14 protein-coding genes are annotated in these 15,285 nt (G+C 44.2%); 9 read left to right on the top strand and 5 right to left on the bottom strand.

What is annotated here, in order from left to right; all coding sequences use genetic code 11:
- The first annotated feature begins 5 nt into the window (after positions 1–5).
- From JI65_RS04695 to JI65_RS04685, 3 genes are all read left to right on the top strand, one after another.
- The gene (locus JI65_RS04695; RefSeq protein WP_191014228.1) at positions 6–254 is read left to right on the top strand and encodes an antitoxin AF2212-like protein; all 249 of its coding nucleotides are present in this window, start codon (positions 6–8) and stop codon (positions 252–254) included.
- A 98-nt stretch (positions 255–352) separates the two neighbouring features.
- Entirely contained in the window at positions 353–511 is a 159-nt protein-coding gene (locus tag JI65_RS17315; RefSeq protein ID WP_242457160.1) for a PIN domain-containing protein, read from the top strand.
- 107 nt (positions 512–618) lie between these two features.
- Positions 619–1,401 carry a class I SAM-dependent methyltransferase gene (locus JI65_RS04685; RefSeq protein WP_191014227.1) on the top strand — a complete coding sequence of 261 codons (783 nt, stop codon included), beginning with the start codon at positions 619–621 and terminating at the stop codon, positions 1,399–1,401.
- A 7-nt stretch (positions 1,402–1,408) separates the two neighbouring features.
- Here JI65_RS04685 and JI65_RS04680 read toward each other — a convergent pair whose 3' ends face one another.
- The gene (locus JI65_RS04680; RefSeq protein ID WP_191014226.1) at positions 1,409–2,206 is read right to left on the bottom strand and encodes an ABC transporter ATP-binding protein; all 798 of its coding nucleotides are present in this window, start codon (positions 2,204–2,206) and stop codon (positions 1,409–1,411) included.
- 165 nt (positions 2,207–2,371) lie between these two features.
- On the bottom strand, positions 2,372–3,286 hold the full coding sequence (locus tag JI65_RS04675; protein WP_191014225.1) for an ABC transporter permease: 915 nt from the start codon (positions 3,284–3,286) through the stop codon (positions 2,372–2,374).
- A gap of 111 nt (positions 3,287–3,397) precedes the next feature.
- On the opposite strand from JI65_RS04675, the gene JI65_RS04670 reads away from it, so the two are divergent.
- From JI65_RS04670 to JI65_RS04655, 4 genes are all read left to right on the top strand, one after another.
- Positions 3,398–4,441 (top strand): ABC transporter substrate-binding protein, encoded by a 1,044-nt coding sequence (locus tag JI65_RS04670; protein WP_191014224.1) that lies wholly within the window; start codon positions 3,398–3,400, stop codon positions 4,439–4,441.
- A 414-nt stretch (positions 4,442–4,855) separates the two neighbouring features.
- Positions 4,856–6,535, top strand: coding sequence for a Mur ligase family protein (locus tag JI65_RS04665; protein WP_191014223.1), 1,680 nt, complete (start codon positions 4,856–4,858; stop codon positions 6,533–6,535).
- A gap of 10 nt (positions 6,536–6,545) precedes the next feature.
- Positions 6,546–7,454, top strand: coding sequence for an arginase (rocF, locus tag JI65_RS04660; RefSeq protein WP_191014222.1), 909 nt, complete (start codon positions 6,546–6,548; stop codon positions 7,452–7,454).
- Between the two features lie 32 nt (positions 7,455–7,486).
- Positions 7,487–8,236: a hypothetical protein gene (locus JI65_RS04655; RefSeq protein WP_191014221.1), complete on the top strand. Its 750-nt coding sequence runs from the start codon at positions 7,487–7,489 to the stop codon at positions 8,234–8,236.
- Here JI65_RS04655 and JI65_RS04650 read toward each other — a convergent pair.
- The gene (locus JI65_RS04650; protein ID WP_191014220.1) at positions 8,229–10,373 is read right to left on the bottom strand and encodes a B12-binding domain-containing radical SAM protein; all 2,145 of its coding nucleotides are present in this window, start codon (positions 10,371–10,373) and stop codon (positions 8,229–8,231) included. The genes JI65_RS04655 and JI65_RS04650 overlap by 8 nt on opposite strands.
- Positions 10,374–10,487: 114 nt before the next feature.
- Here JI65_RS04650 and JI65_RS04645 point away from each other — a divergent pair, with 114 nt between their 5' ends.
- Both JI65_RS04645 and JI65_RS04640 read left to right on the top strand, forming a co-directional pair.
- The gene (locus JI65_RS04645; protein WP_191014219.1) at positions 10,488–10,886 is read left to right on the top strand and encodes a hypothetical protein; all 399 of its coding nucleotides are present in this window, start codon (positions 10,488–10,490) and stop codon (positions 10,884–10,886) included.
- 60 nt (positions 10,887–10,946) lie between these two features.
- On the top strand, positions 10,947–11,252 hold the full coding sequence (locus JI65_RS04640; RefSeq protein ID WP_197971899.1) for a glutaredoxin domain-containing protein: 306 nt from the start codon (positions 10,947–10,949) through the stop codon (positions 11,250–11,252).
- Between the two features lie 129 nt (positions 11,253–11,381).
- Here JI65_RS04640 and JI65_RS04635 read toward each other — a convergent pair whose 3' ends face one another.
- Both JI65_RS04635 and JI65_RS04630 read right to left on the bottom strand, forming a co-directional pair.
- Entirely contained in the window at positions 11,382–13,466 is a 2,085-nt protein-coding gene (locus tag JI65_RS04635) for a methyl-accepting chemotaxis protein (RefSeq protein ID WP_191014218.1), read from the bottom strand.
- A 10-nt stretch (positions 13,467–13,476) separates the two neighbouring features.
- Positions 13,477–15,006, bottom strand: coding sequence for a type 2 periplasmic-binding domain-containing protein (locus tag JI65_RS04630; RefSeq protein ID WP_191014217.1), 1,530 nt, complete (start codon positions 15,004–15,006; stop codon positions 13,477–13,479).
- Positions 15,007–15,285: the final 279 nt, after the last annotated feature.

Here is a 15,285-nt window from a genome sequence, read left to right as displayed (position 1 = left end):
AGCCAATGATGACCGCAATAAAAGCTTATTACGATGGAAAATCTTTCATTCCGCTTCAAAAGTATACGTTCAAACCACGCCAAAATGTTTTGATTGTCGTTGATGAAGATGAAGATAAACCTGTTTCGCCCGTGCAAAGGTTCTTGAACCTTTCTTGGCAAGGTGATGAAAGTGCAGATGAGATACTTTCTTTGATTGAAAAAAATCGTGTGAATTCAGAGCGATTTGAGGAAACTAATGAACTTTTTGATTGATACAAACATCATTATTTATCGCCTAAAAAATATGGGAAATGTTAATGAAAATTTTCTAAATCATCGAAATGACCGAATATCAGTTTCTGTAGTTTCTTATGGCGAAATGGTTTTTGGCGCAAAAAATTGGAAGACCGTCAGACGATATGGATTTGCTGATTGCTGCCACGGCAATATCAAACGATTTGATTCTTGTAACGCACAACACCAAGCATTTTGAACATATCCAAAACATCAAATTGCAAGACTGGTTTTGAAAACAAACACATTATCAACTTGCAGATTCAAAAATCGGCGGTTTGCGCGTGGCGGACTTTTCAAAAGTGGGAAATACCCTTATAAATAAAGGCGGAGACACACTAAAATGACACCGCTTGAAAAATATTACAATAAATTTAAAGAAGACCACAGACTTACCACGCGGCACGGAATCGTGGAATTCACGGTTTCTATGAAGCACATTCACGACTGCCTAAAAGAATATGGCCCGAACGCAAAGATTCTTGATGTGGGAGCCGGAACCGGAAGATATTCCGTTGCGCTCGCGCGGGAAGGTTTTGACGTTACGGCTGTGGAACTCGTAAAGCACAATCTTGAAATCCTAATGGCAAAGCACGAGAACGTAAAATGCTGGCCGGGCGATGCCAGAAATCTGGATTTTCTTCCAGACGAGACGTTTGACGTTACTCTGCTCTTTGGCCCGATGTACCACTTGCACAGCGACGAAGACCGGGTAAAAGCCCTGAGCGAAGCAAAACGCGTCACAAAAAAAGGCGGGGTTATTCTTGTTGCCTACGTGATGAATGAATATGCAGTGCTCTCATATTGTTTCCGTGAAGGAAAAATAGCAGAAGTGATGAAAAACGGAACGCTCACCGAGGATTTTCACACGATTACCAGCATGGAAAAAGACCTTTACAGCTACACTCGCCTCGAAGACATGAACCGCTTAAACGAAAAAGCCGGTCTTTCGCGCGTAAAAATTTTTGCCCCGGACGGAGCCGCAGATTACATGCGCAAAGAAATCAACGCATTGAGCGAGGAAGATTTTCAGCTTTTTATAAAATATCAGCTTGCGGTGTGCGAGCGTCCCGAACTTTTAGGAGCCAGCTCACATACCGTTGACGTTCTAAAAAAATCCCTCTAGGGAACCTCTAATTCAGCATTACGTTGTCGTTCGTCACTTTGATTTTTTTGAACAGCTCTACGATTGAATCCATCGTAAGGGCTGTTTTTTCTTCGCCAGAAATATCAGAAACGATTTCGCCTTTGTTCATCATAATGAGTCGGTTTCCGTAATCCAAAGCATGTTGCATGTTGTGCGTTACCATCATTACGGTAAGGTTGTATTCTTCGGCAAATCTTCGGGTCAAATCCATTACAATCGCGGCATTCGTAGGGTCAAGAGCGGCGGTGTGCTCATCCAGCAAAAGCAGGCTAGGCTTGCTCATAACGGCCATCAAAAGAGTAAGAGCCTGACGCTGACCGCCAGAAAACTGATCAACATTGTCGCCAAGTCGATTTTCCAGATTCATGTTAAGAACGCGCAACTGCTCCCTAAAAAACTGCCGCATTTTGTTGTTGAGCGAAATTTTTAGCCCCTTAAAGCCTTTCTTGTAGCAAATCATCATATTGTCTTCGAGACTCATTTTGCCAGCGGTTCCCAACAGCGGATTCTGAAAAATTCGTCCGATATATCTGGCCCGCTTGAATTCCGCATCGTTCGTAATATTTTTTTGAACGCCATTGTCGTCGGTGAGAAGAATCGTTCCCGACGTCGGTTTTAAAGTACCTGCAATCACGTTGTAGAGAGTGGACTTTCCGGCACCGTTCGAACCAATCACGGTTATAAAATCACCTTTTTTAATACTGAGATTTATATTCCTTAAAGCCTTGTTCTCATCCGGAGTGTTCGCGTTGAATGTAATCGATATATTTTCTAATTTAAGCATGATTGTGATTCCTGTTTAATTCTACTTGATAATTAGGGCATCTCTAAAAACTGATTTTTTTAGAAGTGCCCATTACAAAATAATTGTCATGCTGAAGTCGTTTCAGCATATAGTTTGCTGAGCGAAATCGACAACGTAAGCGGTCGATTTCGGAATGACAGCTAATTATTCAGCACGCCTCAAATGTGCTTTGAAGTAGCCCACAACGTCAACCTTGCTCACGACAAGGCACACAATTATCATCAAACCGGTAACGAGTTTTAAGTCATTGGCGTTCATGCCAATGTTGTAACCGTAACGACGGGCAATGAACATAAGCGCACGGTAAATTATTGAGCCTAAAATTACGCGGAAGGTTTGCCAGCCGATTTTGTTCGAATGAATCACGAATTCTCCGAGCATGAGAGAAGCAAGCCCCGAAACAACCACGCCACTTCCGCTGCCAACGTCGGAAAATCCTGAATACATTGCAAAAAGCGCGCCGCTCAAGGCTGCAAGCCCGTCGCCAAAGCAGATTCCCACGCCACGCACAATTCTAGGGTCAACGCCCTGAGAAATGACCATCTGAACGTTGCTTCCCAGAGCGCCCATCGTAAGACCAAAATCCGTGGAAAAAAACAAATTGAGAATCACGAGCAAAAACACAACGAAAATCACCAGAAAAGCGACGATTCCCCAGTCCGCAGAAACCTGCGGAAAATTCACCTTCATAAAATCCTTGACACCCGAAAAAATCGTATGAACCTTATAAAGCGAACTATTCGCTTGATTGGACATTATGCGCAAATTTACGGAATAAAGCATGGTCATCATCAAAATGCCGGCGAGCAAATCAGGAATGCGAAGCTTCGTGTAGATTACAGTGGTAAACAGCCCCGCAAGAATTCCAGCCGCAAAAGCGAGCACAAGAGCCACCGAAGGCGAAAGACCATGCGTAAGGCAGGCCGCCAGAACGCACGCACCCATCGGGAACGAACCGTCAACAGTCATATCGCAAAAGTTCAGGACGCGAAAAGTCATAAACACGCCCAAAACCATAATTCCAAAAATCAAACCTTCTATTAAAATTCCTTGAATCATTCAGTTATTATACAGAAAAGTCTCTGGTAATTCAAAAGGATTCTTGACACAATGTTTCTATTTATAGTAACGTATCTATGAAAAGAAACACTTTTAATCAGAGGTATACAAATGAAATTTACAAAATCAACAATAATTGCTGCCGCAACGCTTACGGCACTCGCATTCGCAGGCTGCACTAAAAAACCCGCAGAAAAAACTGCCGAAGTTACAGCAGAAACAACTGAAAAAACGACTGCCGAAAAAACTTACAAAATCGGAATCGCAAAAATCGTGCAGCACGTCGCTCTGGATTCTGTTGAAAAAGGAGTTATGGACGAACTCAACGAGAAAGGCATAAAAGCCACTTTTGACCTTCAGAACGCGAACGGGGATCCAAACACCGCCGCACAAATCGCAATCAAATACCGCGACGAGAACGTTGACGTTGCAGTAGGAATCGCAACTCCAGTCGCAATCGCCCTCGCAAACACCTTGGACGAAATTCCGGTCGTATTCGGCACGATAACCGACCCGCTCGGAGCAGGTCTTGTAAGCACGCTCGAACACGGCGAAAAGAACGTAACCGGAATGAGCGACGCAATTCCAACGGAACAGCACATTGCGCTTTTTAAGGAAATCGCGGGAATCAAAACTTTGGGCTACATTTATACCACAGGCGAAGCGAATTCTGTTTCTTCTCTCGAACTCGTAAAAAAAGGCTGCCAGGAAGCCGGTCTTGAACTTGTAACACAGGCAATCACCAATTCAAGCGAAGTAAAGCAGGCTTGTGACGCAATTGTCTCGCGCGTTGACGGACTTTATCTCACAACCGACAACACAGTTTTTAGCGCGCTTTCTTCTGTAAAACAAGTTTTTGGCGAAGCTAAAAAACCGATTTTTTCTGGCGACGTTACAGGCGCACAGGACGGTGGCTGCGTGATTGCAAGCGGATTCAACTACTACAAAGCCGGACGAGCCACAGGCGAGATTGTTTATAGAATTTTGAACGGCGAAAAACCAAGCGATATTCCTGTAAGATTTATGACCGAGCCAAGTGACAGCGATTTGTTGTTTGATTTGGACTCAGCAAAGAATTGCGGAATCACAATTCCAGAAGAATATCTTTCAAAAGCAAACATGATTTTTGAAAACGGAAAACTCACAACAAAATAAGTGCAAACGGGCACGAACTCTAAACCGGCGTTCCCGAAGTCGCTCACGCTGCGTGAGCGACAAATCTGCACTCACGAAACGCGGCACTCCTTGCCGCCGCGTTTCGTGAACACCTGTAAGCCAATCCACCAAAGCACCAGTTTTTCGCCAGAAAAACTGGTGGGAAACGCACAAATAAAATTCAAAATTATAAAACCAATATTTTAGCGTTTCCCAAACGCACAAGTAAAATTCAAAATCACAAAATCAATCTTGTAGCGTTTCCGTAAACGCACAAGTAAAATTCAAAATTACAAAAAACAATCTTGTAGCGTTTCCGTAAATGCACAAAACAAACTTTTTCTAAAAAAAATACTTGCAGCGTTTCCCTTTCTGTTGAAGTCAAAAGTCAATAACGATAAAATCAACTTTACCATGAATAAGTTGTTAAAAGACATTCTCAAAAGCATAGAACACAAAATCGTGCTTGCGGACGGCAAAACAGAAGCATCATCTACAAACGAAACAGAAATCACTTCTTTGGCATTCGATTCTCGTGACGTGCAAAACGGAACACTTTTCTTTGCACTTCCAGGCACGCACACTACAGGAAATATTTTTATTCCAGACGCAATAAAAAGCGGAGCTGCGGCAATAATTTTTCAGGACGAAATTCCAGAAGAAACCGCAAAAAAAATTCCTTCGGACACAAAAACCGTATTCATAAAGGTTGAAAGTTCCCGATTCGCAATGGCACCAGTTTCTGCCGAATTCTACGACAATCCTTCAAAAAAACTCGGAATAATCGGCGTAACCGGCACGGAAGGAAAATCTTCCACCGTAAGTTTTGCTTGGCAACTTTTGCGGCTCACGGGACACAAAGCAGGATTCATCTCGACTGTGCAATATTCCCTCGGCGACGAAGCCTTGGCAAATCCTCAGCACACCACAACCCCGGAAGCACCGATAATCCAAAAATATCTTTACGAAATGGTTCAGAACGGCTGTGAGTACGCCGTTATCGAGTCTTCGAGCCACGGACTCTCAAAAAAACTCAACCGCACGGGCTGCATAGACTACGACTGCGGAATTTTTATGAACGTAACTCTGGAGCATCTTGAATTCCACAAGACTTTCGAGCAGTACCGCGACGACAAGGCGAATCTTTTTAGAAAACTCGACGAATGTGACCACCAGAAAGTCATTCTCGGAAAGAACGTAAAAATTCCGTCATTCGGAATCGTAAACCTTGAAGACCCAAGTGCAACTTACTTCATAAAAGCAACAAAACAGCCTGTAATCGGCTTTACAACTGAAGGAAAAGCTGGCAAGTCGGCTGCCGAAGGCGCAAGCGCAAAACCGCTCCCACCGATTCCAGACTCAATTCCGGTTCTTTTGGGCAGAAACATTGCCAGCGCACGGTTCGGACTTACTTTTGACATGAGCGAGCCTAACGTAATCGACGAGCACGCAAAACCGCTTCCGAGAAAAGTATTCCACGTGCATTCAAGCCTTCCTGGCGCATTCAACACGTACAACCTAATGGCTGCAATCGCGGCAGTTTCTCGACTTACGGGCACGGAACTTGAAAAAGTTGCAGAACTTGCCTCAAAACTCACCCCTGTAAAAGGCCGCATGACAGTAATCGACAAAGGCCAGCCTTTCGAGCTCATCGTTGACTATGCGCACACGCCTTCAAGTTTTGAGACGATATTCCCGCCAATCCGCCGACGATGCACAGGCAAAATGATTGCACTTTTTGGCTCAGGAGGAGAGCGCGACACCGAAAAGCGACCGCTTCAGGGCGAAGTTGCCGCAAAATTCTGCGACGTGGTTATTCTTGCAGACGAAGACCCGCGCGGCGAAGACCCTGTTGAGCTTTTAAAGCAAATTGCCGTTGGAGCAGAAAAAGAAGGAATGAAGATGAACGAAAATCTCTTCATAACCCACGACAGACCAACTGCAATCAGACAGGCACTTAAAATGGCAAAAAAAGATGACATTGTTCTTTTGCTCGGAAAATCGCACGAGAACAGCATCATTTATAAGGATTTTGTAAAACCTTATGACGAAATAAAAGAAGCCGAAGCAGCCTTAAAAGAGCTTGGCTTTTAAAGGGGACGAAATGAAAATTCACATTTTGGAAATGCCACTTGATTTTGGAGCAAGCAGACACGGTTCTGACATGGGACCTTCTGCAATCCGCCTTGCGGGAATTAAAGACAGACTAGAAAGTCTTGGACACGAAACTGTCCGCTATTTTTCGCCAATCCAGATTAATCCTCAGGAATACGAGGCAATGGGAAATCCCAAGGCAAAATATTTGGCTCCAATCGTAAAGGCAAATACACAGCTCGCCGAAGAAGTTGAACGCGCAGCCTCTTGCGGAGACTTTCCGCTCGTAATCGGAGGCGACCACTCAATCGCCCTCGGAACGCTTGCAGGACTCGCTGCCGCTTACCGAAAAAAGGGATTAAAACTCGGAGTTCTTTACGTTGACGCTCACGGAGACTTTAATACAACAGAAACAACCCCAAGCGGAAACATTCACGGTGAATGTATGTCGGCAAGCTGTGGCTACGGAATTCCAGATTTGACGAATCTTTATTTTGAAGGCCGCAAAGTTGACCCAAAAAACGTTTGCTACGTTGGACTCCGCGATGTTGACGCAGGTGAACGCAAATTGATGAAAGAAGCCGGCGTTACCGCATACACGATGACTGACATTGACCGTCTCGGATTCAACGAAGTCGTTCGGCACGTACTCGGATTCTTCAAGCGAAACGTGGACGTAGTTCACATCAGCTTTGACATGGACTGCCTTGACCCAATGTACGCGCCAGGAACCGGATATCAGCTCCCGGCCGGAATGACGAACCGCGAAGCACTACTTCTCATGGAAGAAATGTGCGACCTCGGCATGGTTCGCTCAGCAGAAATCGTAGAAGTAAACCCAGTCCTGGACGTTCGAAACCAAACAGCAGCGTTGGCAGTTGATTTGGCAGCAAGACTTCTTGGAGAAAAACTGTACTAATCGTGTTCAAGAGAAATTTAGCTCTAATCATTTTGATTTTTATTTCTCTTGAAGTTCATGCAATTCATATTCAGTCTATATCACCAGTTGACGATATAGACTGGGTATTTGAAAGCACGCTGGGATTCCAGAATATCTCGCAAATGCTCATCGCACACGAATCCGGCTCAAACACGCAGAGCAACCAAGCCCTAACGTTCACCGGACTTATGTTCCAATCATTTTTTAAGAAAAAACTCATGAGCAAAGCGAATCTTAACCTTGGATTCGTCAAAATGCCAAGATTTTTATGGACTGACAACCCCGATTTTGAGCACGACTCGCTTCTGAATGAAAGTCTAAAATGCGTTGAATTCGATGCCCAATTTTATCTTCCGATTGTCAGCACTTATTCCATCTCGATTTTTCCGTTTCTCGGCTATTCCTTCGTAAATTACTCATACAATCCGAGCTACCTTGAAACCTACGTCGATAACTTTTCGTACTACAGTCTCTCGGCAGGAATTCAGTATTTTAGGCGTGTGAACCGAATTTTTACGCACACTTATTATTTTTCGTACTCGCCAATGCTCTTAATGCAAGGACTTACTATTGAAAATGCGATTCACTATTTTAATTACGGTGCACAAGTGGAAGTAAACACTCACCCGATTGGAATAATGCTTTTTATCACTTACCGAAAAGCAATAAAGCAAAGCGAGATTTTCGAAATCTTTGACGCGACAAAATATTCCTTTAACACAACGGAATATGGTTTTGCCGCGAGAATCAATCTTAGATAACGCAGAGACCTTTTCCCCTAAAAGCCGACTCCGGCGCATTTGCAGGCAATTCAAAATACTCGCCCATGTAGAACCAGCCAATTTTCTTTCCGCCGTTCAATAAAAATTTCTCACCGCCAAGCCAAATTTTTTTCTCCGGCGAAAAAGGCTTCTTGAATTCAGAATCGCGTTTTGATTCATATTTCGCAATGAGTTTCGCAATAAAATCATGCCCAACATTCGGCTTTGGAACTGGAAAATCGAACCATTTTTGAGCAGGCTTTTCCAAATCCTCACCGTGCATCCATTGATTCAGCGAATAATCGAGGAATCTTCCGTACTTCTCGGATTTTTTCTCACCCTCAAAATGAAGCCCGTTCTTCGCAAAAAGCGGGATATTTTTTTCGGCAAGCGGTTTTAAATCGCTCACAAGCCCTTCCTGCCAATCTTTGTAAACTCTCGAATGCCGCGTGAGCACGAATTTATGCCAGAACGACGAATCCAAAAGCCCGTTCGCGTAGAACTGGCGCAAAGTTTCCATCGAGTTGATTAAATCCTGCGGAGTTTCCCACCAATAGCCATAAATCATGTACGCGTGCACAAGGATTCCAGCCTCCTTGAACGCACAGCACGCGCCCACAATCGACTCCAAATCCGTGCCCTTGTGAATCGCGCTAAGCCCGTTCCCCGTTGCAGACTCAAGCCCTGCAGAAACGCCGATTAGCCCGCCCGCCGCAAGAAAATCCGCAACGTCGCGGGTAAAAACTTTTTCGAACCGCACGTTTCCCCACCAAGTCAGCGGAGAGCCGTGGGCAATATTCTCGCGTGCAAAGTCAATCATCAAAGCCGGTGGCATAGCCTCGTCCACAAAGTGGATTCCGTAGACATTTTTTTCTTCACACTGCCTGAGAATCTCATCATAAAGCCGTTTTACGTTAGTCGGACAATAACCGCAAACATAATCCAGCGTTACGTCGCAAAACGAGCATTTGTGCCAATAGCAACCGTGAGCCATGTAGATTTTTATCCAGCTGCCATCAGACCAAAGCCGGTGCATCGGATTTTTGTCGTCGATGAGCCGTGGATAGCGACCAAAATCAATGTCAGAAAAATCCGGAATGATTGAAGCGGTCTGTTTTTTTTCGTAGAGAAGCACTTCCGACTCCGCTTCGCAAGGCTCAACCGTTCCGAGCGAAGAAAATTTTCTAAGTTTGTAAACAGGCTCCCGAACATCAAAATCACCGGAAGCCTTGAATTGATTCAAAAGATTTTTGTAACTCGCGTAGCCGCGGTCATAACACAAAGCGTCACAATATTTCGAAAGATTTTTTTCTTTTGTTTCACGAAGTTCCGTGTTTATAAACCCGCCGCCAAAACAAACATACGCGTCGCCAAAAAAATTGTTTTTTATAAACCGGCCCGCATAAAGTGCCGCCGCAAAAGTTCCCGCAAACGGAACCGAAATCAGCACGAGCGTTTTTGATTTTTGGCCCTCGTCTTTTTTTGAAAGATAATTTTTTAAGGCGCGTTTTAAAACCGAATCAAAAAATTCTTCCAAAATCGGAGAATCAGCACCCTTTTCCACTTGCTCAAAAGTTGATTCGCTCACGGTAAGTGCCTCGGCATATCGAACGAGCGAAAAATTCTTGTCAAAAACCGCGGTAATAAAATCCGCCAAATCCGCAAGGGCAAAACTTGCAAGGGCGCGGGCATCGTCTGTGGTCAAATCGTGGTCAAGACTCTCTAAAAAGTTTTCCATTCGGCTGCCGCGCGGAACGTGCGCCCCAAACACGAACCGGTGAGCGTTCTCAAAACCGCTTTTGTCGCCCCGCAAAATCGAAGTGATTGTTTCTATCCACGAAATCCAGTTTTTCTTTTCGCCAACATAGCGCCGAAGATTGAATGCGGTCGCCTCATCGCCCCGCTTTTGAGCCTCGTCAGCCATTTTTAGAGCTTTTTTTTCGCAAAGGTCAAAAAGGCGCAAAAGCCCGCTTGGGCTAAAAATCTCATAAAAAAGCTCAATGCTCAAATCCAGCCATTTTACGCTCTCAACAACATCAGAAAATTCCGTCTGCTTAAAAAATGCGGAAAGATAAGCCCCGCTCGGATAAGCCGTATTCAATTGAACAATCGGCGGCTGAAGAATCAAAACGTCCATGCGAGCATTCTACCACAGATAGAAAAATAAATTCAGCACGAGAATTTTTTGTTGCAAAAAATCACTTTCAAAAGTAAATTTCTTAAAAATAAATTGAAATACAAGAAGGTTCGCATGAAGAAACTCTCATTTATTTTTATTCTCATTTTGATTTTGGCTACAAATCTTTCATCTTGCTTTCTTTGGGAAGAAGAGACAGGAACGCTAATTCTCCGCAATGAGTCTTCAATAGCAAGCGACATTATTGAAGATGTCTACATTTGGCAAAAAGGCGAAGACAGCGATTACAAGATTTTGAGGAAAGGCGACGACATTGATACAAAAGATTACCCCTCACGATATTACTGGCACGAACTTCCAGAAGGCAGCTATTCGGTAAAAATAACTGTCAGGCGAGAAGGGGAAGAAGACGCTCTTGAATTCAACACAGGAGCAGGTAATTTCCGCAAAGTTGAAGTTGACGGTTTTATAAAAGCAACATTTGACGGTGCGGGACTTCACTTTATTGACTAACCTCGCTCGGCTCAGTTTGCACAACCTGCAAATATCTGTATATTGTAGGCGGAGGTAATTATGCTTAAAGTTTTTGGTTCAAAAATGTGCCCAGATTGCATTGAGATGCAAAAGGCCTTTGACGAAGAAAAAATAGCTTACGAATATCACGACATAACAGCAAATTTGCAGGATTTAAAAGCTTTTTTGCGCCTTCGAGATTCTACCCCGATTTTTGAAGAAGCTCGCAAAAACGGAATGATTGGAATTCCTGTTGTTCAGGCCCCGGACGGTTCGTGGACTTTTGAATGGCAAAAATTCACGTCCGACCCCACAAAAAAATCTTCTTGCACTGATGGAGTCTGCGGAATTTCCAAGAGCAACTAAAACAAGTCATTAAAATGGTGGTTGAGCCTGTCGAAACCACCATTTTACAAAGATTCCAAAACAAGTTCGAAGCACGACTTAAAACATCGCTTTTTCGAAGTTCCCATTATAGATTTCCGAACGGGGGTATTACACCTCAAACTGATTTATCTGCTCACCGATTTCTACGATTGTGTTTTTTAAGTTCCCAGAAATCGACTTTAAATATGAACCAGTCTCGTTGATTTTTTCTGCGCCAACAGCCATTTCATCCATGCTTCCGAGCATTATCTGCGTAGAATCCTGCAAATTTTTTACCTCAAGCAAAATCATCTTGTTGCCCGAAGCCATCTCCTGAGAAGCGTTCCGAACTTCTGCAGTGCTGTCGTTCATCGCATGGAGCGCGTCTGTAATCTGCTTAGAACCTTCGTTTTGCTCTTCCATTGCGGACTTTATTTGATGAACAAGCTGGTTCGTGTCCTCAATCTGCGAAGAAACCGAACCAAGAATGTAACTTGATTCCGTAGAAGCATTTACAACATCATCGATTGACGCGCGAATCTCTTTGAGCTGATTGTTAATCGTCTTTGACTGCAAAGAAGACGTTTCGGAAAGTTTTCGGATTTCGTCCGCAACCACGCTGAATCCACGGCCAGCCGCCCCGGCATGAGCCGCTTCAATCGCCGCATTCATGGCAAGCATATTCGTCTGGCTCGCAATCGCGGCAATAGTCTTGTTCGCATCCTCAAGCATCTGCGACTGCGCCTCGATTTTCTGAATTTTCTCGTTCACGCGATTCTGCTTTTCAAATCCGTTCTGGGCATTCTCGTGCAAAGTCGTAAAAGAGTCCGCCATCTTGTCCATGGACTGACTCACGGAAGAAATATTCCCAATCATTTCCTCAACAGCCGCCGAAGCCTGCGTAACTCCCGAAGCCTGACTCTGAATCATATTTTCGAGGGAAGAAATATTCGAAGCAATCTCGTTCACAGCCCCGGCAGTCTGACTTACGCTTTGGCTTTGAGCCGAAATCTGCTTGTGCATACTCTGGATGTTCGCAATGATTTGTGTAATCGCACTCGCCGTGTCCTGAGTGCTGTCGTCCAAATCACGCCCCGCACTTCCCAAAACCACATTCGAGTCTTTTATTCTTGCAATGATTGTCTGAAGTTTTTCCGCGAACATATTGAACCCTTCAACGACCGAGCCAATTTCGTCCCGCGTGTAAACAGAAATTCGACGGGTAAGGTCGGCGTTTCCAGTCGCAATCTCGTGAATCGAATTGTCAACCTTTTTGAGCGGCTTCAAACTCACAGAAAGCATAAACACGCACACAACAACCGCAATCGCAATACTCACAACCAAAGTCACGATTATTACGAGCGAAAGCGTCGTAAGACCGCCAAAATAATCTCCGTAAGGAGCCGAGCAAAAAACAGCCCAATCACAATTCTCTCCAACAGGCTGAAAAGCGCACGTCATTCGCCTTCCACTTTTAGGATCCGCATACAAGTGCCTGCCGCGCTTTCCCGAACGAACATTGCCGATGATTTCTGCCAGCTCTCCGCTTTCAGAACTGCTACTTAAATCAAAGCTTTCTTTTTCGCCTGCAAACTGTCCTATAATCGTTCCAGTTTTCATATTCAGCACGACAGGATGTGAATTTTTTCCCACCTGCATTACCGACACAATTTGAGAAAGCCTGTCTCCAAAAACAATCGCCGCAATAACGCCCTGGGGAACGTGATGCCTGTTGAACACAGGAACCGCGTAATACATGAGCATCTCCCCGGCAGAAGAATCATAAACCGGGTCAGAAACAACCTGATGCCCTGCCATCGCCTCCTTGAAAAACTCTTCATTCGCAAAATTATTTTTCTTGCCGTCGAGAGTCACAGTGTTTCCGTTAGCATCGTAATAATTCACATTCTTGAATTTTGTAAGATTCCGCTTTGCAATCGACATTACGGCCTCATTCTTCTCGTAAAAACTAACAGAAGAATCCCGTATAAAAGGCTGCGTCGCAAGCGAAGTGAGCATGTTAAAGTTATTGTCATTCACGGCATAAATCTCAGATGCAGTTTTTGCCGCCACATTCGAAAGATTTTCGTACACAGTTTTTGAAACGACCCGGCGAGAAATATATTGCGAGGCAAAACCGATTACGACATTCGAAAGAATTACGATTCCCAACAGGACTACAAGTAATTTTACTCTTAAACTCCTAACCTTCATAATTCACCCCTTACTCACTCTCTTTTTCAGCACGATACAGTTCGTTCACTTCCGCAAGAACCTGTGTTCCGCCACTTTTGTTCCATTGGTCAAAGGCATCCTGCAAGCCAGCTTCGTTTATCTCTCCGCAAATGTACTTTGTTCTAGCTTCCGAAATGATTTTGTCAAGATTTCCGCCTTCTTTGGCATAGGTTGCAGAATTTGCAAGGTATGACACTGCAGGATTAAAAACTGCGTGCTTTTCATTCTCTTTTATCACTTGGATTTCTTTTTGCTTGCGCTCATTCTGCACGATATTCGGCTTTGCGTTATTCAAAACGTGAGGAATAAAACACTGTGTCTGATTCAGCGCGCTGTAATCGCTGGAAGCAACTTTGTCGGCAAAAGGCACGATATTTCCGTCATTCATCTTGTAATGAACGCCCTCAAGACCGTATGCCGCAAGAATTATCATCTCGTCGTCGCACATTTTGTCCAGATAATGAAGGCAAGATTCAACTTGCTCCCTGGAAGCCGATTTTGTAATCGCAAGGAATCCGTTGTAGCCCGTCGTTGCAAGAGTCGCATTGTTTATAGTTCCCGTAAGACGCATTCCCGCAGATTTTGAAGAATCAACCACCGACGGAACGTTATGCGAAACCAAGTTGTCCCAAATTCGCCTGCCGCCGTCCATAACATCAATAAAAACGCCCGCGTGCCCGTCGGTAATCTGAGCCTGCCAGGTTTTTGATTCGCGCACCTGCCAATCAGAGGGCATCAACTTTTCCTCGTAAAGAACACGCATCCAATCCAGAGCGTCTTTGTACGCCGCAGTCTGATGAATCGGAACGATTTTTCCGTTCTCCTCAGCCCAGCCATTCCCGCAGCCAAACCAAGTCTGAATCACGTCAAAAGGCCCCGTGTAATTGCACATCGCCAAGCCCCAAGTGTCGTCAACCCCGTTTCCGTCCGGGTCGCCATACGTAAACGCGTACATCATATTGTAAACATCTTCGGGTGTTTTAGGCTCTCCAAGCCCCAATTTTTCAGCCCAATCCGCCCGGTAAGAAAGACCGTTACGCCCAATATCGCGGGCTTTGTACACTCCAATCAACTTGCCGTTCACTTCAAGGCTCTTGCAAACATTTTTGTTCGCCTGCGAAAGGTTCGGGTATTTAGCTTTGTCCCAGATAAATTCGTTCAAATCCCAGAACAATCCCTTGTTGGCAGCACTAACGACTTCCTGATTCATCTTGCTCACGTGCATTATCATTGGCGCAGAATCCGGATGCTCAAAAACTTCTTTAATTTTGGCATCGTACTCGTCCGTAGGAATGTATTTAAAATCAACTTCCACGCCAGTCCACTTTTTCATTGCGGCAAGAACATTTCCGGCCCCGGCACCAGCCAACGGCGTTCCGCTCGTATCAACCAGCATGAACGAAATTTTTCCGTCACCAGACCTTGCCTCCGAAGATTTAGAAAAAACTCCGCAAGAAAAAAAGCCCACCCCCAAAAACAAGAAAGCAAACCAACAAAAAATCCCCTTTAAGGCTGCCATTTCAATCACCCCTATTAAAAAGCGATAAAGTCATAAATCAAGATAAAATTGAATTATACTGACATTTCGTTTTAAAAAAATAAAATTCTTTCTGAAAAACTAAAGATATTAATGATTTAAGTTTCTTTTAAATTTTAAAAGTGATTTTGGAGATTTTCCGCGGAGAATAAGGTTCCGCGTAAAAAAAAGCCTATCACAAGCGAAGTTCATTTCTCTTGTAACAGGCTTTTTGCAACTTTTTTTTATTGTTTTTTTAATTTTGAATTAATTAAAATTTTT

The organism is Treponema zioleckii (assembly GCF_014737315.1).
GTDB lineage: Bacteria > Spirochaetota > Spirochaetia > Treponematales > Treponemataceae > Treponema_D > Treponema_D zioleckii.
Note: the sequence above shows the minus strand (reverse complement) of the source record. Positions and strands in the feature narration are given on the sequence as shown.

Bases quoted from the DNA above. Each gene is read 5' to 3' on its own strand.
- JI65_RS04695 (WP_191014228.1), top strand. From the start codon at position 6: ATGATGACCGCAATAAAAGCTTATTACGATGGAAAATCTTTCATTCCG.
- JI65_RS17315 (WP_242457160.1), top strand. From the start codon at position 353: ATGGCGAAATGGTTTTTGGCGCAAAAAATTGGAAGACCGTCAGACGAT.
- JI65_RS04685 (WP_191014227.1), top strand. From the start codon at position 619: ATGACACCGCTTGAAAAATATTACAATAAATTTAAAGAAGACCACAGA.
- JI65_RS04680 (WP_191014226.1), bottom strand. From the start codon at position 2,206: ATGCTTAAATTAGAAAATATATCGATTACATTCAACGCGAACACTCCG.
- JI65_RS04675 (WP_191014225.1), bottom strand. From the start codon at position 3,286: ATGATTCAAGGAATTTTAATAGAAGGTTTGATTTTTGGAATTATGGTT.
- JI65_RS04670 (WP_191014224.1), top strand. From the start codon at position 3,398: ATGAAATTTACAAAATCAACAATAATTGCTGCCGCAACGCTTACGGCA.
- JI65_RS04665 (WP_191014223.1), top strand. From the start codon at position 4,856: ATGAATAAGTTGTTAAAAGACATTCTCAAAAGCATAGAACACAAAATC.
- rocF (WP_191014222.1), top strand. From the start codon at position 6,546: ATGAAAATTCACATTTTGGAAATGCCACTTGATTTTGGAGCAAGCAGA.
- JI65_RS04650 (WP_191014220.1), bottom strand. From the start codon at position 10,373: ATGGACGTTTTGATTCTTCAGCCGCCGATTGTTCAATTGAATACGGCT.
- JI65_RS04645 (WP_191014219.1), top strand. From the start codon at position 10,488: ATGAAGAAACTCTCATTTATTTTTATTCTCATTTTGATTTTGGCTACA.
- JI65_RS04640 (WP_197971899.1), top strand. From the start codon at position 10,947: ATGCTTAAAGTTTTTGGTTCAAAAATGTGCCCAGATTGCATTGAGATG.
- JI65_RS04635 (WP_191014218.1), bottom strand. From the start codon at position 13,466: ATGAAGGTTAGGAGTTTAAGAGTAAAATTACTTGTAGTCCTGTTGGGA.
- JI65_RS04630 (WP_191014217.1), bottom strand. From the start codon at position 15,006: ATGGCAGCCTTAAAGGGGATTTTTTGTTGGTTTGCTTTCTTGTTTTTG.